Source organism: Hymenobacter duratus (assembly GCF_014698995.1).
GTDB lineage: Bacteria > Bacteroidota > Bacteroidia > Cytophagales > Hymenobacteraceae > Hymenobacter > Hymenobacter duratus.
On sequence record NZ_JACWZZ010000001.1, the window covers coordinates 1,075,248 to 1,094,577 of the forward strand.

Sequence of the window (19,330 nt, forward strand, 5' to 3'; positions counted from 1 at the left end):
CCGCCGTATGGCAATAGGTGTCGGTCTCAGTGGTAGCCTCCGATTCTCGCCTCAAAGGAGGTGATATTGCTGAAAAAGCTGTGCATGCAAAAGGCAAGTAGCTGTTGCCGCTGGCATTGGCACACCCGGTTTTTCCTGCGACCTTTGCGGCCCGGTTCTGCCGGTTTCCTCCGAACTGTTTCCTTCTGACTATGGATTTTGTTGAAGTACGTGTGCAGGCTCCTGCCGAGCTGTCCGATATTCTGGTAGCCGAGCTGGCTGAGGTAGGCTACGACACCTTCGAAGACAATGACGAAGGCTTCTGCGCCTACATTGATGAGGACAAGTTCTCGGCCGATGCTATTGCCGAGGTCATGAGCCGCTACGAGGGCCAGGGCGAGCTGACGTATGAGCACCGCGTGATTACGCGCCAGAACTGGAACGCGGAGTGGGAAAAGAACTTCCAGCCGCTCGTTATTGCCGACAAGGTATCGGTGCGCGCGCCGTTCCATGAGGCCCGGCCCGACCTGCAGTATGAAATCGTCATCATGCCGCGCATGTCATTTGGTACCGGCCACCACGATACCACGGCCCTGATGATCACCAACCAGCTCGATATCGACCACCAGGGCAAGCGGGTGCTGGACATGGGCTGTGGCACCGGTATCCTGGCCGTTATGGCCGTGCATCTGGGCGCCAGCTACGTGCTGGCCGTGGACGTGGAGCCCTGGACCGCCGAAAATGCCGCCGACAACGCCGCCGAGAACAACGTGCAGGACAAGGTGGAAGCCCGCCTCGGCGACATCACCGCGCTGGAAGGCGAGGAGCTGTTCGACATTATCCTGGCCAACATCAACCGCAACGTGCTGCTCGAGGACATGGGCGCCTACGGCCAGTATCTGAAGCCGGGCTGCCCCATTCTGTTTTCCGGTTTCTACGAAGAAGACCTGGCCCTGATCCGCGCTGCCGCCGAAGCCCAGGGGCTGCGCTACGAAAGCCACCGCACCCAGAACCACTGGGTTTCGGCTATCTTCCGTAAGCCGTAGATTGTTAACAGCACCTCACAACAAAAAGCCCGTTCTGCTTAGCAGAACGGGCTTTTTGTTGTATCGTCAATCAGGTTAGAGGCACAGCGCCAGCCATTCCTCATCGGAGAGGCCGTAGTCGACAGGATTCTCATGGACCAGCGCTTTGCGGCTGAGTTTGGGCAGAATGTTGTGTGGAGGAACCAGGTAGTGGCGGGCTAGTCGGTCGAGGGCGGCTTTGCCGCGGCGCACGATAACGGTGCCGCATTCGGGCTGTACCTGCACCTCGGGGTCAACCAGCAGGAGCATATCCTTCCATTCCGAGACAGTAGCAGATGACTTGCCCAGCCGCTGGGTAATATCATCGCGCAAGGTCTGGACTGCGCGCAGCAGCGCGTTCGGGGCGAGGGCGGAAAGCCGGGAAGCAGCGTTGAGCATGAGACAAGATTACGGTGGGTGGTCTGCTATAAGGATACGCAGATGCGGTTTGGAAAGATACCCTTTTCGGCTGGAGCGCGCCACTAGTTCACCAATAAATCTACAAAACCTTCCCTGCTACACCTGTTCTGCCCGGTTTGTGCCTGGGGCAATGCATAAACAGCAACAGCGCTGAATTTTGGCACCTGCCCGCCGTGATACTATGGAGGTATGATTGGATAGTATTTACCCTAAACTGGCTAAAACGACGAATACGCTCAGCCGGAGTGTATTGCCATGAGAATACCGTTCGTTTTACCGAAATTGTAGGCGACTAATCAGGTTCCGACGGAATTTTCTATGAAGCAATCCGCTTTCGGTTGGCTTTGCGCCATGGTGCTGACGCTCAGTGCGCCAGCGCTGGCCCAGCAGACCAAACCGCAACAACCAGCTAAAACGCAGCCTGCCGGCACCCCCGCGCCGGTTGCCCGCTTTACCGGCAAGCTATCCACTGACCCTGCCCAGTTTATGCAGGATGTGCAGCTGATGATGGCGGCTACCAACAACGCTGCTGCCAAAAACACAGCCGCTAAACTGCAGCAGCTATGGGCCAGCAACAAGCTCACGTCTACGCAGCAGGGCAGCATTGTGACCCTGTCGCAGCAGATGCTGACGCTGGGCTACAAGGCGCGCCCGCACTTGGAGGCCTTGTTTAATGCGGTGGTGGCAGGAGCTACAGTTCAGAACTTCTCCGACAAGCAGATGGACGAGTTTCTGGACGTGGCCACCAAGACCGTGCGCACCGACCCGGGCCCGGAAGCGGCCAAGTTTCTGAGCTCTGCCGCGCAGTTCCTGGATACCAAAGTACTTTTCACTTCCCGCTACAACACGCTGCGGGTAATTGGCGGCACCTTCTCGTTTGCCTACAACGACCAGGACATGCCGAGCATGGCCCCGACGACTGCGCCGGTTGCGGCCCCGCCGGCCGCCGCCGTGGTCACGCAGCCACTCACTACCAAGCCCGGTGCCAAGACGCCAGCTAAAAAGGCCGCGCCCAAAAAACGCAAGTCTGATGGCTGGGACTCTGCCGACCTGTGGAGCAGCAGCGGCGGCAGCGGCTGGGGCGACAGCAATGACGGCTGGGGCGCGCCGGCCAAGAAAACACCGGCTAAAACTACTCCTGCCAAAGCCGGGGCAACGCCGGCCGCCAAGGAGCCGGAACCGGCGCCCGCCTTCGAGCCCGCGCCCTATTTCGATAGCTACGTGGCACCACCTACCCGTGGGCCAGTGCTGGTGCTGAAGGATGCGGATTTGTTCATGTCGACCGGGGGCGACTCTATCACCATCCGGAAAACCAGCGGGGCCGTGGTGCCTCAGACCGGCAAGTTTGTGGGCTACGGCGGCCAGTATGGCTGGCAGGTGAACGGCAACCCCGCCACCGCCGACCTCACTACCTACGACTTCGACCTGAACAAAGCCGAATTCACGGCGGAGCCCGTGACGCTAACGTATCCGGCGGTGTTGGAAACGCCGGTAAAAGGTGCGCTTTCTTACAAGAGCCTAAAGAAGAAACCTGGTGCCGCCGACTCCGGCTATCCGCGCTTCATTTCCCTCACCAACGATGCCCGCGTCAAGAATATCGGCGAAAACATCCGCTACTACGGGGGCTTCTCGCTGGCCGGCAGCCGCGTATTGTCGGCGGCGCTGGACGGCTCGTTGTCGCGCATTTTCGTGGATTTGGATGGCAAGCCCAAGTTCCGGGCTTCGTCGCGGGCCTATGTGCTCGGCGACTCGCTGATTACCGCTGAGCGGGCTTCGGTTACTATTTTCGAAGACAAAATTGACTCGCTTACGCACCCTGGCGTGAAGCTGAAATACACGAAGAAAGGGCAAGTGCTGCAACTGGCGCGCGAGGCAGGCCTCTACAAATCCACGCCTTACTTTGACAGCTACCACCAGATGGAAATTACGGCGGAGATGTTGAGCTGGCCTATTCGTACGCCCGACATCAACTTCTCCATGCTGACGGCCAAGAACCAGGTGACGGCCAACTTTGAGTCGAAGGAGTTCTACACCAATACCCGCTACCAGCAGATCAAGTCCATCAACAAGCTGCACCCGCTGCAGATGGTGGTAGGCTACAGCGCCGAAAACGGCAACAAGCGCCGCTTCACGGTGCAGGAAGTAGCTGACTTCCGCAAGCTGAAGCCCGAAAACGTGCGCTCTGCCGCCGCCGGCCTCGCCCGCGACGGCTACGTGGACTGGAACCCCCAAACCCAGCAGATTACGCTGCGCCCCAAGGCCACGCACTACGTGAATTCAAGCCGCGGCAAAAAGGACTACGACCATATTGCCATCAAGAGCCTCTCGCCTGCGGGCAAGAACGCCACGCTCAACCTGAACACCAACGACCTGATTGTGCGGGGTGTGGACCGCTTCAACTTCTCCGACGACTCCGTGACGGTGTTCGTGAAGCCGGACTCCAGCATCATCCGCATCCAGAAAAACCGCGGCATCCTGTTCAACGGAACGGTAGTGGCCTCGTCGTTTGTGTTCAAGGGCAAGGAGTTCAAGTTCGACTACGACGGTTTCTTCATTGACTTGGCCCAGATTGACTCCATCATCGTGAAGGGCAAAGGCTCGAAAGGCTCCGTCATGAAGGCCCGCAAGGACACCGACTTTACGCTCACCAATAAGAAGAAGACCTCAACGGGCAAGCTCTATATCAACCACCCCAACAACAAATCGGGGCGCAAGAAGCTGGGGGCTTATCCGTCGTTCGATGCCACTACCGGTGCCTATGTGTACTTTGATAAGCCCGAAGTGCTGGGCGGCGCTTACGATACCACCGTCTACTTCGACATACCGCCTTTCAAGCTCGACTCGCTCAACAACAAGAACCGTTCGGCAGTAGGCTTTAAAGGCACATTCGTGTCGGGCGGTATTGTGCCGGACCTGAAAACCAAGCTGGTTCTGCAGGACGACGGCTCATTGGGCTTCACCTACGACCTGCCCAAAGAAGGCGTGCCGGTATACGGCGGCAAAGGCCGACTCTTCAACAAAGTGAAGATGAGCAACCGCGGTATCCAGGGCATCGGCGACATCAAGTACCTCACCAGCACGCTTAGCTCCGACCAATTTATCTTCTACAAAGACTCCGTCGTGACGGTGGGCAAGTCGGGCGTTATTCTGCCGGGGCCGCTCAATGGCACCGAGTTTACGAAGGTGACGCTGCCAGCCGGCTACCAGATGAAGTGGGCCGTGAAGCAGGACTCGATGTACCTGAGCACCCAGCCGCAGGGCCTGGCCATGAAGATGTACGGCGACCAGTATGGCTTCAAAGGCACGGCTACGCTCACGCCCGGCGGCCTCTACGGCGACGGCGGCATGGATGGCCCGCAGTCCTTTATCCGCTCCACCCAGATTGCCTTCAAGCCTACCAGCTACACCGGCAAAAAATCCACGCTTAGCATCAAGTCGGCGGAACCCAACAAGCCGGCCCTCACGGCCAACAACGTGGCTTTCTCCTACGACGTGAAGAACGGAAACACCTCCTTCGCCCGTGAGGAAGGCGACTCCAAGTCCAGCATCGACCTGCCGTATTCCGACTACCGAACCACGCTTTCGGGCGGTAAGTGGGACTTCAAGAAGAAGCTGGTGCAGCTGAAAGTAGCGCCCGGCGCCGACTCTACGCGGTCTTACTTCTACTCGACCAAGCCCGACCAGAAAGGCTTGAAGTTCCGGGCGGCTACTGGCCAGTACGACCTGACCCGCTACCGCCTCATTGCGGGCGGTGTGCCCCGCATTGCGGCCGCCGACGCTTGGATTGAGCCCGATTCAAACAAAGTGTACATCCTGGCCAACGCACAGATGCGCACCTTCCAGAACGCCGGTATCGTGATGGATACACTGGCCAAGTTCCACAACCTGTACAAAGGCGAAATCAAGGTGCTGTCGCGCACGGCTTTCACCGGCAACGCGCTGTATAGCTACAAAAACGCCTCTGCCGACTCCTTCGCCATCAAGTTCGCTAACTTCCAGGTCGACTCGACTGCCATGCTGGCGGGCGGGCCCAAGGGAGCCAAGAAGAGCGGATTGCTGAAGAAAGGCAACGATCTGGAGGATGCGCCGCTTTCCCCGGCCACCATGGCCGTGGCCTCGATTGATGCCAAGGACAAGTTTCATCTGGCGCCGCGCATTGCCTACCGCGGGGGCGTGAACATGAACTCCAAGCGCCGCGGCTTCATTTTCGATGGGCAGGGTCGCCTCGAGTTCAGCAAGGTGCCAACTGCCGCCGACTGGTTTGCGGTGCAGGATTCCATCGACCCCAAAGCCATCCGGCTGCGTATTCCGGACCCGGTAGCGCCGCCTACCCGCAGCAAGGCCGATGAAGTAGGCGACGCCAGCGCGCTGTTTACGGGCCTGTTTATGTCGGAAGGCACGGGCAAAGTGTACCCGCTGTATGCGGGCCCCAAGCTCGATATCATCGACCGGAACCTGTTCCAGGTGGGCGGTTACCTGTCCTTCGATCAGAAGAAGGGCGTCTACACCATTGCCAACCACGACCTCACTGACCCCAACATCTACGAGGGCTCGGTGCTCACCTTCACCGACTCAACCGGCGGCCTCAGCTTCCGGGGCAAGCTCAACCTGATCAACTCCAACAAGGACTACGGCATCACGGCGGCCGGCGTAGGCACGGCCAAGCCCGACAGCAACCGCTACGACCTGGATACCTTCATGGCCTTCGACATCAACATGCCGGAGAAAGCCGTGGAAGCTATGGGTGTGGATATGGCCACGAATACCAAAGGCTCACCGGAAGCCCTCAATGGCTCGCAAGAGGAGTATTACAAGCTGGGCGAGTTCCTGGGCAGCAAAGCCGTGCAGTCGTATTCGGAGCGGCGCGGCAAGTATGAGCCGCTCCAGAAAATTTCGCCGAAGATGCTGCACACCGTGGTCCTCAACAAAGTGGACCTGCGCTGGAGCGAGAAGTTCAAGGCTTGGTACTCGGTGGGCAAGATTGGCCTCGTGAGCATCGGCAAGAAGGATCTGAACGTGCTCATCGATGGCTACATCGAGATTCATAAGGGCGACAACAATACCGACGAGGTAAACCTCTACCTCGAAGCTGAGCCCCAAACCTGGTACTTTATGAAATACTCGGGCACGGCTATGCTCGCCAAAGCTCAGCATGGCTCGTTCGATGAAATCATCGGGCGTGCGGCCAAAGGCGACTACAACACGGCCACGCAGTACGGCTTCTACCTCGGCGATGACCAAGAGGTGCAGCAGTTCCTAGTACGCTTCCGCCGCGACTACCTCAAGGAAGACCCCAAGAAGAAACGCGCCGCGCCGGTGTCGTCGGCCTCGCAGAGCACCGGCAACTTCGACTTCGACCAAGATGCCAGCAAGAAGAAAAAGAAGAAGGGCAACGAGCCTGCTTTCGATGCGGATGGTATGCCGATAGAAGAAGCGCCGGTGGATAAGAAAAAGAAGAACAAGAAGGAAACCGCCGCCGACCCGAACGACCCCTTCGGTGGGGGAGATGCTGGTGCTGCTCCGGCCGAGGCTCCTAAGAAAAAGGAGAAGAAAGCTGACCCCGTAGCCGACGAGCCGGCTCCGGCGGAGGATACCTCCAAAAAGAAAAAGGAGAAAGCCACCGAGCCCGCGCCAACTCCCGCTAAACCGACTGCAACACCGGAGCCCGCCACTACTGAGCCAGCCATAGACCCCAAGCAGGCGAAGAAGGAAGAAGAGCGCAAAGCCAAGGAAGCCGAGAAGCTGAAAAAGGAAGAAGAGAAGAAGGCCAAGGAAGAAGAAAAGAAGAAAAAGGCCAACGAAAACGACCCCTTCGGCGGCTCATAAGTCCCACCAAAAATACCCCGGCCACATGGTCGGGGTATTTTTTTGTTGCTTGGGCGCAATGTTTCGGTCGGGGGCCGCTGGCGGCAGACCGGGCCATACTTCTATCTTTGGCCTCTTCGCTTTCTGCTCTCCCTCCCCATGAACATTCCCATCATCCTCGGCCTGCTGGTGGCCGCCTACCTGCTTGGCTCTATTCCTACAGCCCTGTGGGTGGGTCAGCGCTTCTTCGGCCTCGACATCCGGGAGCATGGCTCCGGCAACGCCGGCGCCACCAATACCTTCCGGGTACTGGGCAAGAAGCCCGGCTCCTTTGTCATGGCCATTGATGTGCTAAAGGGCTGGGCCGCCACGTCGCTGGCGCAGGTGATGCTCAATCAAGGCGCCATCGAGGCTGGGCAGCTACTGTACTTCCAGCTGGCTTGCGGCATTCTGGCTATTCTGGGACATATATACCCGGTGTTTGCAGGCTTTCGGGGTGGCAAGGGCGTGGCCACGGTGCTGGGCATGATGCTGGCCATTGCGCCCGCCACGGTGGGCGTCTGTATCCTCGTATTCCTGGCCGTGCTGGCTACCACGCAGTACGTGTCCCTATCCTCCATGACGGCTGGCGTGGCCTTTGCGCTGCTCCAACTGCTGCCCGCCTTCCGCCCTCAGAATCAGTTGCTGGTGTGGTTCGGCTTTATTCTGGCGGCGCTGCTCATCTACACCCACCGCGCCAACATCGGGCGGCTGCGGGCCGGCACCGAAAGCCGCGTGCCGCTGCCGTGGAAGCGGAAGTAGCTGTGTGTGGAAACAACCTATCAGAGGATGGAGAAGGCGTTCCTGTATTTGGTTAGTATAGTTCTCGCAGTAGAATTGACTTCCTGCTCCTCTGATTGCTCGTCCTATTATCAGGAGCAGATTCTTCCAATGAATATCAGCGCAGTGGTTGTAAATAAATATAACGACAGCCTGAATCACGCTACTCCTATGATAGTTATACGACAGCTAACTGGTATAAGCGAATTTACTTTATACTACCATGACACCAGCCACCTGTGGGATTCGCTACAGGTAGGTGACGGATTGGATAAGGAAGCCGACACAATGGAGTTCTACCGCATAAGAAATGGTCGGCGGATGCTCTTTGAAGTGAGTTGTAATGATTGAAATGAGTGGCGAAGGCTGTACTAGGTAGCATCCTAACAACTGCGAATACAATATGGGTTGGCTCTAGACTCTACCGCCGCTCCTTTCCTACCTTTACCCTCGCATTCCCAACTAACCCCCGTGCCCGCATGGCTGCTACCCTCGAACAGAACCAGGACCGTTTTCTGAGTGAGCTACTGGACTGGCTCCGTATTCCCTCGGTTTCCGCCGACCCCAAGTTTCACGGCGACGTGCTGCGCGCCGCTGAATTTCTCAAAGCCCGCTTCGAGGAAGTAGGCCTCGACAACGTGGAGCTGTGCCCAACGGCTGGCAACCCCATCGTCTACGGCGAGAAAATCATCGACCCCAGCCTGCCCACGGTGCTCGTGTACGGCCACTACGACGTGCAGCCTGCCGACCCTTATGAGCTGTGGACTTCGCCACCCTTCGAGCCGGTAATTAAGGACGGCAAAATCTACGCCCGCGGCGCCTGCGACGATAAAGGTCAGGTGTACATGCACGTGAAAGCGCTGGAGGTGATGAACCAGGAAGGCGGACTGCCCTGCAACATCAAAATCATGATTGAGGGCGAAGAGGAAATCGGGTCCAGCAACCTCGGCATCTTCGTGCGCGCCAACAAGGAGAAGCTGGCCGCCGACGTCATTCTGATTTCGGATACCGGCATGCTCGCCAACGACGTGCCCAGCATTGAGGTGGGATTGCGCGGCCTGAGCTACCACGAAGTAGAAGTGACAGGGCCGAACCGCGACTTGCACTCCGGCCTCTACGGCGGCGCGGTGCCCAATCCCATCAACGTGCTCTGCAAGATGATTGCCTCGTTGCACGACGAGGACAACCACATTACCATCCCGGCTTTCTACGACAACGTAGCCGTGCTTTCAAGTGAGGAGCGTGCTGAGCTGAACCGCGTGCCGCACTCCGACGATGAGTTCAAGCAGAGTATCGGGCTGAAAGACATCTACGGCGAGAAGGACTACACCACCGTGGAGCGCATCGGTATCCGGCCTACGCTGGATGTGAACGGCATCTGGGGCGGCTACACCGGCGAGGGCGCCAAAACGGTTATTGCCTCCAAGGCCTTCGCCAAAATTTCAATGCGCCTCGTGCCGAACCAGACGTCCGAGGAAATTACGGCCTTGTTCCAGAAGCACTTCGAAAGCATTGCCCCGGCCGGCGTAACGGTAGTAGTGAAGCCCCACCACGGCGGCGAGCCGGTCGTAACGCCCACCGATTCGGTGGCCTACAAAGCGGCCGCCGATGCCATGGAAACCACTTTCGGCAAGCGTCCTATTCCGACGCGTGGCGGTGGTTCCATCCCGATTGTGGCCATGTTCAAGAGCGAGCTGGGCTTGGATACTGTGCTGCTCGGCTTCGGTCTTGACTCGGATGCCATTCACTCGCCCAACGAGCACTATGGCGTGTTCAACTTCCTGAAAGGCATCGAAACCATCCCGCACTTCTACCGCAACTATGCGGCCGCCATGAAGTAGTCTAGGTAGCCGCCACCAAACAACAAGGCCTCCGCACAGTGTGTGGAGGCCTTGTTGTTTGGGTTCTTAGCGTTTGCTAATTGCTGAACTCGGGCTCTGGCTGCAGCGACTGAAGCAAATAGCTCAGCTGAAATTGAAACACCGAGTTACGCAACCCACTCCCGCTGCTGATGTCGCTGACGGCACCATTATATCGAACTCCAACCCCGAAGCCGCCGGGTGCACGGTAGCCTACGCCTAGAACGTAGCCAATCTGAAACGACCGGAACCCGCCGGTTCCCACGCTTTTGAGGCGGTTGCCGCGCCCGTCTGAATACTCGGTGTTTTGCGCCAGCAGCAATCCGAACTGCGGCCCCAGTTCCAATTCCATGTGGCCCGGCCGAAACTGTAGCAATACCGGCATATCAAGGTAGTGCAGGCGCTGCGTGAGTTGCTGGTTGCCTTCCTCAGCCTTCGTGCCTTTGCCTGAATACAGCAACTCAAACTCCAGCGCTGTGGTACCCGCTTTATTAAAAGTAGACGTAACCGTAACACCCGCCAGCCCGCCTACAAGCGTAGAGCCGCCCCGGGAGTTGGGCCCAGCGTAGCGAGCTAAGTTTAGGCCGCCCCGCAGTCCTATAGCAGACTGCTGGGCGTGGGCGTCCAGCGTTAGGCCAGTACATAACAGAGCAGAGAGAAGAAGTTTCTTCATAGAAAAAGAGAAGGTGAATACAGGCAATACCCGGCCGCCAGTAATGGGCGCAGATAGCGCAAATTACAGGAAAACCCCTGTTCCGTGCGGCTGAAGGCCGGTTTTTCAGCCGCTGGATTCCTGAGTGGCGCGCAATCCGGTGGTCGGAGGAAGGGTTAGAACGCCACGTCACTGGCCCACCAGGCACGAAAAAGCCCGCGTCTATCGGACGCGGGCTTTTTCGTGCCTGGTGGGCCGGGGGCTATTTGCCGCCGAACATGTAGCCTACATAGAATTGGAAGGCGCTGTTGCGCACTTTTGGCTCGTCTTCTAGGTCTTCTATATCAACTACGTTTGCAATGCCGCCATTGTAGCGCAGGCCCAGGTTCAATCCACCATCGAGCTGATAGCCCAGACCGGCCGCGTACCCAAAGTCAACCGTTTTGAAGGTGTCTTTCACATCATCCGACTCGTCTTCGTACTTAGACTTGGCTGAGGCCAGAATACCCAGCTGTGGGCCGAGCTCGAAGAACAGGCCGCCGGCATTCACTTTCAGCAGCACCGGAACGTCGATGTAGTTCAGATTCAGCTTTGCCTTGCTGTCCTCATCACTCTGGGTACCTTTTACGGAGTAGAGTACTTCTGGCTGCACCGAGAACATATCGTTGATACCCAGGTTCAGGGCCACACCGGCCAGCGGGCATACTTTAGAGGCAAAACCCTCGGCATCGTCGCCTGAGAGAGTAGCCAAGTTGATACCACCCTTGAGGCCGACTTTTACTCCCTGAGCGTGGCTCAATGAAGTCATGCCGGCTGCCAGGGCCAGGGTGAGGAATACTTTTTTCATAATGTGGATAATGGTGAGAAGAGGGATGCTGCTTTTTTGCAGCGCGCAAAGGTAGTGCGAATTCTATGTGTGAGCTTTTCTGAATGCTAAAAAATATATGCAGTAGCACCGGCCAGAGCCGGCCCACACAAAAACAGCGGCCCTTCCTGCATGGAAGGGCCGCTGTTTCATTGGATGCAAAAAGACTATTTGCCGCCGAACATGTAGCCTAGATAGAATTGGAAAGCGCTGTTACGCGTTTTCGTCTGGTAGCCCATGATTTCCTTAGGAGGATTGGTGATACCACCGTTGTAACGCAGGCCTAGGTTGAAACCGTTGTCCAGCTGGTAGCCGAGGCCGGCTACGTAGCCGAAATCAACGGTGTTGAGCAGATCCTTGATGTCTACTTCCTCGCTGTTGTACTTAGCCTTGGCCGAGGCCAGGATGCCCAGCTGCGGACCTACTTCAAAGAACAGGCCGTCGGCATTCACTTTCAGCAGCACCGGAATGTCGATGTAGTTGAGGTTTTGCTTGAAGTCGCTGTCATCCTCGTCCTGGGCGCCTTTTACAGAATAGAGTACTTCTGGCTGCACCGAGAACATGTCGTTGATACCCAGGTTCAGGGCCACACCGGCCAACGGGCCTACCTTGAGGGCAGCACCATCGGCATCTTCACCAGCGAAAGTAGCCAGGTTGATACCGCCTTTAATGCCAACTTTCACTCCTTGGGCGTGGCTGAGCGAAGCCATGCCGGCTACCATAGTCAGGGTGAGAAATACTTTTTTCATGATGATAAAGGAAAAAATGAAGAACTGCTTTTTTGCAGCGCGCAAAGGTAGTGCGAATTCTATATGCGAGATTCCCCGAATGCTAAAAAATATATGCAGCGGCACCGGCCGGAGCCGGCCCGCACAAAAACAGCGGCCCTTCCTGCACGGAAGGGCCGCTGTTTCATTGAATGAAAAAATGGATTAGTTGCCGCCGAACACGTAGCCGAGTTGCAGCTGAAATACGGAGTTGCGCACTTTGCTGTCGTCGCCGCCACTGTCGTTGTTTTCGAAGATGTTGCCAATGCCCCCATTGTAGCGCACCCCAACGCTCAGGCCGCTTTCCAGCTGGTAGCCTACACCGGCAATGTAGCCGAAATCGACCCGGTTGTAGCCCTCCAGGTCGGAGTCCGAATCAGAGTCTACTTCTTCGCCGTCTACTGTCACCTTCGCCTTCTGACCCAGCAGAACGCCTACCTGTGGACCAAGCTCAAAGAACGGCCCATCGGCGTTTATTCTGAGCAGCAGCGGTACATCTACGTAGTGATAAGTCTGCTTGGCTTTGTAGTCAAAGTCATCGTCTTCGAACTGGAAGCCTTTCTGCGAGTATAGTAGCTCAGGCTGAAAGGAAATCAGGTCGGAGAAGCCAAAATTGGCAGTCAGGCCCCCGTTGAACCCCAGTTTGTACTTCGCGTCCTCGGTGTCGTCGCCGGCAACGCTTGCATACGACGCGCCCACTTTCACACCAAGTTTCACGCCTTGTGCATGGCTTAGTGAGGCTGCACCAGCAGCCAGAGCCAGAGTGAGAATCAGTTTTTTCATAATGTTATACCTGAAGAGTGGAAAAGGAGGTAATGCGAGACGCCTCGCGACACTCTAAAATACTGTTTGTTTCAATAAAAAGTTATGTATCTATATATGAATTGTCTTAACATGATACCTGTAAGCCCATGATTTACAGCAGCGTCTATACAGTTTCTGTTCGCTAGGCACTCGGGTAAAGGCCTGCCGAGGTGCCAGCATACAAAAAGCGGCGGCCTCCGAACCGGAAGCCGCCGCTTTTCTCGTATTGGCTCTGACTACTTACTTCGTCGGAATCAGGTAGCCTACCTGCACCATGTACGCCGAGTTGAAGGCGCGGTCTTCGTCCGAACCGTTTACATTCTTGGTGTCGAACAGGGTTTTGAAACCCTGGTTGTAGCGCAGGCCTACGCTGAAACCGCCGGCCGTCTGATAGCCGAGGCCAGCTACACCGCCAATATCGAAGCTGGCGAGGTCCTCTTTAGAGTCGCTGGTGTCGCTTTCGTTTTTGTCCTTGCTTCCGTCGCGGTACTTGGTGGTGTACTGGATTTCCTGGCTGGAACGCGCCATGTAGCCTACCTGCGGGCCCAGCTCGAAGAACAGGCCGCCCGTATTGATTTTGAACAGCAGCGGAACGTCGATGTAAGTAAGTGACCGGTTGTATTCAAACTCTTCCTTGGCAATGTTGCCGCTGGCCGGGCCATCTATGGTGCTGGTAATGCTGTACCCCTTGCGGTTGACCAGAATTTCCGGCGCAAACGAGGCGAAACCGTCGCTGGTGACAGGAATCGAGAAGGCCAGACCGGCATTGAAACCCGGCTTGTATTTCACGTTGCCATCAGCCCCTGTGATTTTCTCGGAGTCGCGGCCATTAATATTGGAATAGGTGCCGCCGACTTTAACGCCGATACGGAAACCGCCTGCGTCCTGGGCATGGGCAATAGAGGCAACTGACGCCAGCGCCAGCGTGAGGGCAAGAGACTTTTTCATAAAAGGAGGGGGGGGTGAGGTAGAAACCACAAGCCAGCAACACTACCAGTGCCGCATTCAGCATGGTTTTCAAGGACTCATATCGGAAAAGGATCTGCCGGAGTTTCAGAATAACACAAAAATCTTAAATAAATACTGTTTGAGTAGCAGGGCGTTTCCACCAAAGCCCAACAGTACTAACTGCTTATGCCTCGGCGCGCCAACGGGCCGTTTCCGTCGTCGCCGGAATGATTTACGGCGAAAACAGGCTGGTGCTACAGTCCCTTCATGCTGCATCGGGTGCGTTTCGTTACTTTTGAAGGGCTGGCTTGTAGCACTATGATGATTCGATATGGTTTAGGCTTGTTGCTTCTGCTGGGAGCCACGGCCCTCTGCAACTGCCCAGCCCGGGCACAGACAGAAAACGGGAAAGGGCCACTGGTACTTGGAGCGTATGCTCAGGGTAGTTTTGTTATTGCCCACACCCCGGCCGTGAAGCATCTGGCCGTGTCGCACCCTACCGGGGTTGAGCTGAATCTGCAACGCCAGACCAACGGCTCGGAGCCATGGCATAGCTGGTACCGCTACCCAAAGCTGGGTGTGGCGCTGGTTTACTACGACTACCACAATCCGGTGCTGGGACGCTCCTACGCGGCTACTACCTATATCAATAAGAGCTTTCTGCGGACTCCGCGGCACGAGGTGAATTTCCGGATCGGGACGGGGCTGGCCTACTTCTCCAATCCGTTCAACCTCGAAACCAATCACAAAAACACCATCGTTAGCTCGCGGCTGAACGCCACGATGCAGATGCGGCTAGAGTATGATGTGGCGGTGGCCCAACATCTGGGGCTGCTGGTTGGGCTGGGTCTGAACCACTATTCCAACGGCGCTACCACCAAGCCTAATTTCGGCATCAACCTGCCCACCGTTTTTGTGGGTTTCAACTACCATCAGCAGCGGCCGTTCGTGCCTGCCATCGTTCCGGCCGACGATACGCCCGCTGACTTAGGCCGCAATTTCCTGAACCTGAGCACCAGCCTCGGCTTTAAGCAGCGCAGCCCCATCGACCGGCAGAAATACCTGGTGCATTCGGTGTCGGTGCTGGGCGGGCGGCGCGTGGGGCGCAAAAGCAACCTGCTGGTAGGGCTGGAAGGTTTCTACGACCGGAGCCTGATTCAGGAGCAGCGCGACACGGCCCGCAACGCCGATACGCTGCCCGACGTGAAAAAAGCCGGGGTGCTGGTAGGCCACGAGCTGCTGTTCGGCCGGCTGGCTGTCGTCACGCATCTGGGTTTCTATATCTACAATCCATACAAGTCCAACAAGTTCTACTACGAGCGAATCGGGCTGAAATACCACGTGACGGACCGGCTGTTTGGGGCGGTAGACCTGAAAGTACACCGGGGCTCCGCCGATGTGATAGAATGGAAGGTAGGCGTGAAGCTGTAGCTGGAGAGAAGCGTCAGCAGTTACCGGTGTCGGTTCAGAAAGCGAATCTGACGGTTGGGTAAAGTAGAGTTGCGGCTGGCAGACCGAATGCGGACTTTGCTCCTGTCATCTGCCTTACAGCTCAGCTCTTCTCGCCCCGGTCTTCCATGGAAACTCTCCTGCTCTACAATCGTTGGCTGCACATTGCCGCCGGGTTTCTAGGCTTTTTTGTGGCGCCGGTGGCGCTGTACGTGCGCAAGGGCGGGCCTGCGCATCGGCTGTGGGGGCGCGTGTTTTTCTGGGCAATGGTGGTGGCCGGGGCCACTGCCATCTTCTCAGCTGCAATGAAGGGCCTCACCTTTTTGCTGCTGACAGGCATTTTCAGCCTGTATCTGGCGTGGTTCGGCTACCGCTCCCTGTACCTCAAAAAGCTCCATCAAGGCCAGCGACCCGCGCTTGTTGATTGGGCCGGGGTAGGGGCCGGGCTGCTGGTGTTCGGCGGCACGCTGGCCTATGGCTTCCTGTCCGGCACGGTGCCTTCGTTGGTATTCGGCGCCATCGGGCTGATGACGACTGGCCGGCAGCTGTGGTCGTACGTGCAGACTACGCCGCCGACACCGGGCCAATGGCTCCTGAACCATATATCAGGCTTCGTAGGCTCCTACATTGCGGCTGTGTCGGCCTTCTCGGCTACCAGTCTGCATTTCATCCCCTGGCCCTGGAATTTTCTGTGGCCTACGCTGCTCATGGTGCCACCCATGATTTGGGTACAGAACCGCTATAAGGCCAGATTCCGGCAGGGCCAGCGCCCCGGTGCTGTGGTAGAGGTGCGGATTCAGTCGGAAACCGCCTGACAGCCCTTGGCTATACTGCCTGCCTGCCTGCTTACCAGTTGCTGGTTGATGCGTTTAATCAGCCCGGGGCCTTCGTACACAAACCCGGTGTAGAGCTGTATCAGCGAAGCGCCGGCATCCAGCTTTTCCAGCGCATCGGCTGCCGAATGAATACCGCCCACCCCAATTATGGGTAAGCCCCCCTGGCTATGGCGGTGCAGATAGCGAATGACCTCTGTAGCCCGCTGGCGTAGCGGCCGGCCACTCAGGCCTCCTGCTCCCAGAGATGCTACGTGCCCGGCCGGTGTCTGCAGCCCCTCTCTGCTAATGGTCGTGTTGGTGGCCACCAGGCCGCTGAGTTCTGTTTCGCGCGCAATCAGCAGGATGTCGTCGAGTTGCGAATCGGTGAGGTCGGGCGCTATTTTGAGCAGTAGCGGGCGGGGCACGGGCAACGTGGCGTTGCGTTCCTGCACTTGCTGCAGCAGCCGGATCAGCGGCTCCCGCTCCTGCAGCTGCCGCAGCCCTGGCGTATTCGGCGACGATACATTCACCACGAAGTAATCGACTACCGCGTGGAGGGCCTCCACACAAGCCACGTAGTCGTTGGCAGCCTGCTCGTTGGGCGTATCCTTGTTCTTGCCAATATTGCCGCCGATGATGAGCCCGGCCGGCCGGGCCTGGCGCAACCGTTCGGCAGCGGCAGTGGCCCCTTCGTTGTTGAACCCCATCCGGTTGAGCAGGGCCTCATCCTGCGGCAGCCGGAACAGCCGTGGCGCCGGGTTGCCGGGCTGCGGCCGGGGCGTCACGGTTCCTATTTCTACAAAGCCAAAGCCCAGCGCTGCCAGCTCCGTCGTAAACTCCGCATTCTTGTCGAGGCCGGCTGCCAGCCCTACCGGGTTACGAAAGCGTAATCCGAAAACCTCCCGCTCCAGATCAGGGTGCTGAAAGTTGTAGAGCCTGCGCATCATTGCCGCAGCACCGGGCAGGCGGTGTGCCCGTCTCAGATTAGCGAATACCAGATGATGCGCTTTTTCCGCATCCAACCGAAAAAACAGAGGTTTGAGTAGGGTCCTGTACATAACGCGTCGCAAAATTGCCGGCGTGCAAAGCTCCCATTTATTCTGTTAGCAGGCATTTGGACAATCAGTTCTCTTTGCTGAAAATTTATTTCTGATTATATAGTGCTGAAAGTTAAGGGTATTCGATTGTCAGAAGCGTGGGTTGCCGGCCAAAGGCAACGAAATGTTTGGAGGAATCGAATACAGCTAGTACTTTTGCAATCCCTTCCGCAGAAAGCCTTCTTTTGCTGTAGGGAACTGATTCTGTAGCTCAGCTGGTAGAGCAATACACTTTTAATGTATGGGTCCTGGGTTCGAATCCCAGCGGGATCACCAAAACCCTCATTTGCATGCTGCAGATGAGGGTTTTTTTGTGCCCGGATTGTTGGGTTTGGGCTCGAGTACAAGCTGCATCCGGCCGGGTTGATTGATGGACTGCTCCAAGCCAGATGTGCGGCCAAGCCGGAGAATCCGTTAGCCAGCCCAGCCCTCTCTGTCAAGGCTGCGGTATTGGATGGCTTCGGCCAGATGTTCGATACGGATAGCATCGGCCCCACCAAGGTCGGCAATGGTGCGGGCCACTTTCAGAATCCGGTCGTAGGCGCGGGCGGAGAGGCCGAGACGCTCCATGGCGGTTTTGAGCAGCGTACGGCCGGCCTCGTTGATCTGGCAGATGTCCTTCACCATCTGGGGCGGCATCATGGCATTGGAGTGGATGTCGGGGAAGTCGGTGAAGCGCCGGGCCTGCACCTGACGGGCCTGGTCTACGCGCAACTGAATTTCCTGGCTGCTCTCGGCCTTGCGCATTTCCGTCATCTGGTCAAACGTCACGGGCGTCACTTCCACGTGCAGGTCAATCCGGTCGAGGAGCGGGCCGCTGACCTTGTTGAGGTAGCGCTGCACCACGCCCGGTCCGCACACGCATTCTTTCTCCGGATGATTGTAGTAGCCACAGGGACAGGGGTTCATGCTCGCTATCAGCATAAAATTGGCCGGAAAGTCGATGCTGACTTTGGCCCTCGAAATCGTGACCCGGCGCTCTTCCAGCGGCTGGCGCATCACTTCCAACACGGTGCGCTTAAACTCCGGAAGCTCATCCAGAAACAGCACGCCGTTGTGGGCCAGCGAGATTTCGCCCGGCTGGGGGTTGCCGCCGCCACCCACCAGCGCCACATCCGAAATAGTGTGGTGCGGGGCCCGGAATGGCCGCGTGCCCAGCAACGAGGCATTGGTGCCCAGCTTGCCCGCCACCGAATGGATTTTGGTGGTTTCCAGCGCTTCCTGTATCGTGAGGGGCGGCAGAATGGTGGGCAGGCGCTTGGCCAGCATGGTTTTGCCGGCACCGGGCGGCCCTATCATGATGACGTTATGGCCACCGGCCGCCGCAATTTCCAGGGCGCGCTTGATATTTTCCTGGCCCTGCACATCGGCGAAGTCGGCGGCATACTGGTTGGCGTCGTGCTGAAAAACGTCGCGTGTGTCAATCACCAACGGTTCGATGGTCAGGCGTCCTTCAAAAAAGTCGATGGCCTCCTGCATCGTCTCGACGGGAATAATGTCGAGGTTGTTGACGATGGCCGCTTCCCGGGCATTTTCACGGGGCAGAATAAAGCCCTTGAAGCCTTCCTTACGCGCCTGAATGGCTATAGGCAACACGCCCCGGATGGGCCGCAGGCCGCCATCGAGCGCCAGCTCGCCCATAATGATGTATTCGCCCAGCTTCTCCGTGTTCAGTTGCTGGGAACCGTGCAGAATACCCAGCGCAATGGGCAGGTCGTAGGCGGAGCCTTCCTTGCGGATATCGGCAGGAGCCATATTCACCACCACCTTGGTGCGCGGCATGCGGTAGCCGCGAAACTTCAGGGCCGCCTCTATTCGCTGCTGGCTTTCCTTGATGGCATTATCGGGCAGGCCGACCACGTAAAAATTAGTGCCCTGCGATACAACTACTTCAATGGTAATGGTATAAGCATTGACGCCCTGCACGGCAGAGCCGAAGGTCTTGGTAAGCATATAGTAACCAGGAAAAATATAATGTCGGTAGCGA

General features: G+C 57.4%; 14 protein-coding genes and 1 tRNA gene. 7 read left to right on the forward strand and 8 right to left on the reverse strand.

The window, feature by feature from the left end; genetic code table 11:
• Window positions 1–191: 191 nt before the first annotated feature.
• Complete coding sequence (gene prmA / locus IC231_RS04405; protein ID WP_190783372.1) at window positions 192–1,025, forward strand: 50S ribosomal protein L11 methyltransferase; 834 nt, start codon at window positions 192–194, stop codon at window positions 1,023–1,025.
• Window positions 1,026–1,100: 75 nt separating this feature from the next.
• Here prmA and IC231_RS04410 read toward each other — a convergent pair whose 3' ends face one another.
• Entirely contained in the window at window positions 1,101–1,442 is a 342-nt protein-coding gene (locus tag IC231_RS04410; protein WP_190783373.1) for a hypothetical protein, read from the reverse strand.
• A 339-nt stretch (window positions 1,443–1,781) separates the two neighbouring features.
• On the opposite strand from IC231_RS04410, the gene IC231_RS04415 reads away from it, so the two are divergent.
• From IC231_RS04415 to IC231_RS04425, 3 genes are all read left to right on the forward strand, one after another.
• Window positions 1,782–7,289, forward strand: coding sequence for a hypothetical protein (locus tag IC231_RS04415; RefSeq protein ID WP_190783374.1), 5,508 nt, complete (start codon window positions 1,782–1,784; stop codon window positions 7,287–7,289).
• A gap of 138 nt (window positions 7,290–7,427) precedes the next feature.
• Complete coding sequence (gene plsY / locus IC231_RS04420) at window positions 7,428–8,069, forward strand: glycerol-3-phosphate 1-O-acyltransferase PlsY (protein WP_185888669.1); 642 nt, start codon at window positions 7,428–7,430, stop codon at window positions 8,067–8,069.
• A gap of 497 nt (window positions 8,070–8,566) precedes the next feature.
• A complete protein-coding gene (locus IC231_RS04425; protein WP_190783375.1) occupies window positions 8,567–9,928 on the forward strand; it encodes a dipeptidase in 1,362 nt (453 codons plus the stop codon).
• A 76-nt stretch (window positions 9,929–10,004) separates the two neighbouring features.
• On the opposite strand, the gene IC231_RS04430 is transcribed toward IC231_RS04425, so the two are convergent.
• The 5 genes from IC231_RS04430 to IC231_RS04450 form a co-directional block, all read right to left on the reverse strand.
• Window positions 10,005–10,619 carry a porin family protein gene (locus IC231_RS04430; protein ID WP_190783376.1) on the reverse strand — a complete coding sequence of 205 codons (615 nt, stop codon included), beginning with the start codon at window positions 10,617–10,619 and terminating at the stop codon, window positions 10,005–10,007.
• Between the two features lie 241 nt (window positions 10,620–10,860).
• Complete coding sequence (locus IC231_RS04435) at window positions 10,861–11,445, reverse strand: porin family protein (RefSeq protein ID WP_190783377.1); 585 nt, start codon at window positions 11,443–11,445, stop codon at window positions 10,861–10,863.
• A 185-nt stretch (window positions 11,446–11,630) separates the two neighbouring features.
• On the reverse strand, window positions 11,631–12,212 hold the full coding sequence (locus IC231_RS04440) for a porin family protein (RefSeq protein WP_190783378.1): 582 nt from the start codon (window positions 12,210–12,212) through the stop codon (window positions 11,631–11,633).
• A 183-nt stretch (window positions 12,213–12,395) separates the two neighbouring features.
• A complete protein-coding gene (locus IC231_RS04445; protein ID WP_190783379.1) occupies window positions 12,396–13,013 on the reverse strand; it encodes a porin family protein in 618 nt (205 codons plus the stop codon).
• 261 nt (window positions 13,014–13,274) lie between these two features.
• On the reverse strand, window positions 13,275–13,982 hold the full coding sequence (locus IC231_RS04450) for a porin family protein (RefSeq protein WP_190783380.1): 708 nt from the start codon (window positions 13,980–13,982) through the stop codon (window positions 13,275–13,277).
• A 471-nt stretch (window positions 13,983–14,453) separates the two neighbouring features.
• Between IC231_RS04450 and IC231_RS04455 the strand changes: the two genes are divergently transcribed.
• Window positions 14,454–15,413, forward strand: coding sequence for an acyloxyacyl hydrolase (locus tag IC231_RS04455; protein ID WP_190783381.1), 960 nt, complete (start codon window positions 14,454–14,456; stop codon window positions 15,411–15,413).
• 146 nt (window positions 15,414–15,559) lie between these two features.
• On the forward strand, window positions 15,560–16,246 hold the full coding sequence (locus IC231_RS04460; protein ID WP_190783382.1) for a DUF2306 domain-containing protein: 687 nt from the start codon (window positions 15,560–15,562) through the stop codon (window positions 16,244–16,246).
• On the opposite strand, the gene IC231_RS04465 is transcribed toward IC231_RS04460, so the two are convergent.
• Complete coding sequence (locus IC231_RS04465) at window positions 16,228–17,304, reverse strand: quinone-dependent dihydroorotate dehydrogenase (protein ID WP_190783383.1); 1,077 nt, start codon at window positions 17,302–17,304, stop codon at window positions 16,228–16,230. The two genes, IC231_RS04460 and IC231_RS04465, sit on opposite strands and share 19 nt — an antisense overlap.
• 239 nt (window positions 17,305–17,543) lie before the next feature.
• On the opposite strand from IC231_RS04465, the gene IC231_RS04470 reads away from it, so the two are divergent.
• A tRNA-Lys gene (locus IC231_RS04470) sits at window positions 17,544–17,619 on the forward strand.
• A gap of 138 nt (window positions 17,620–17,757) precedes the next feature.
• Here IC231_RS04470 and IC231_RS04475 read toward each other — a convergent pair.
• Window positions 17,758–19,296, reverse strand: a complete 1,539-nt coding sequence (locus IC231_RS04475) for a YifB family Mg chelatase-like AAA ATPase (protein ID WP_190783384.1) — start codon at window positions 19,294–19,296, stop codon at window positions 17,758–17,760.
• Window positions 19,297–19,330 lie beyond the last annotated feature (34 nt).

Excerpts from the sequence above, each read along its gene's own strand:
- prmA (WP_190783372.1), top strand. The coding sequence starts at position 192 with ATGGATTTTGTTGAAGTACGTGTGCAGGCTCCTGCCGAGCTGTCCGAT.
- IC231_RS04410 (WP_190783373.1), bottom strand. The coding sequence starts at position 1,442 with ATGCTCAACGCTGCTTCCCGGCTTTCCGCCCTCGCCCCGAACGCGCTG.
- IC231_RS04415 (WP_190783374.1), top strand. The coding sequence starts at position 1,782 with ATGAAGCAATCCGCTTTCGGTTGGCTTTGCGCCATGGTGCTGACGCTC.
- plsY (WP_185888669.1), top strand. The coding sequence starts at position 7,428 with ATGAACATTCCCATCATCCTCGGCCTGCTGGTGGCCGCCTACCTGCTT.
- IC231_RS04425 (WP_190783375.1), top strand. The coding sequence starts at position 8,567 with ATGGCTGCTACCCTCGAACAGAACCAGGACCGTTTTCTGAGTGAGCTA.
- IC231_RS04430 (WP_190783376.1), bottom strand. The coding sequence starts at position 10,619 with ATGAAGAAACTTCTTCTCTCTGCTCTGTTATGTACTGGCCTAACGCTG.
- IC231_RS04435 (WP_190783377.1), bottom strand. The coding sequence starts at position 11,445 with ATGAAAAAAGTATTCCTCACCCTGGCCCTGGCAGCCGGCATGACTTCA.
- IC231_RS04440 (WP_190783378.1), bottom strand. The coding sequence starts at position 12,212 with ATGAAAAAAGTATTTCTCACCCTGACTATGGTAGCCGGCATGGCTTCG.
- IC231_RS04445 (WP_190783379.1), bottom strand. The coding sequence starts at position 13,013 with ATGAAAAAACTGATTCTCACTCTGGCTCTGGCTGCTGGTGCAGCCTCA.
- IC231_RS04450 (WP_190783380.1), bottom strand. The coding sequence starts at position 13,982 with ATGAAAAAGTCTCTTGCCCTCACGCTGGCGCTGGCGTCAGTTGCCTCT.
- IC231_RS04460 (WP_190783382.1), top strand. The coding sequence starts at position 15,560 with ATGGAAACTCTCCTGCTCTACAATCGTTGGCTGCACATTGCCGCCGGG.
- IC231_RS04465 (WP_190783383.1), bottom strand. The coding sequence starts at position 17,304 with ATGTACAGGACCCTACTCAAACCTCTGTTTTTTCGGTTGGATGCGGAA.
- IC231_RS04475 (WP_190783384.1), bottom strand. The coding sequence starts at position 19,296 with ATGCTTACCAAGACCTTCGGCTCTGCCGTGCAGGGCGTCAATGCTTAT.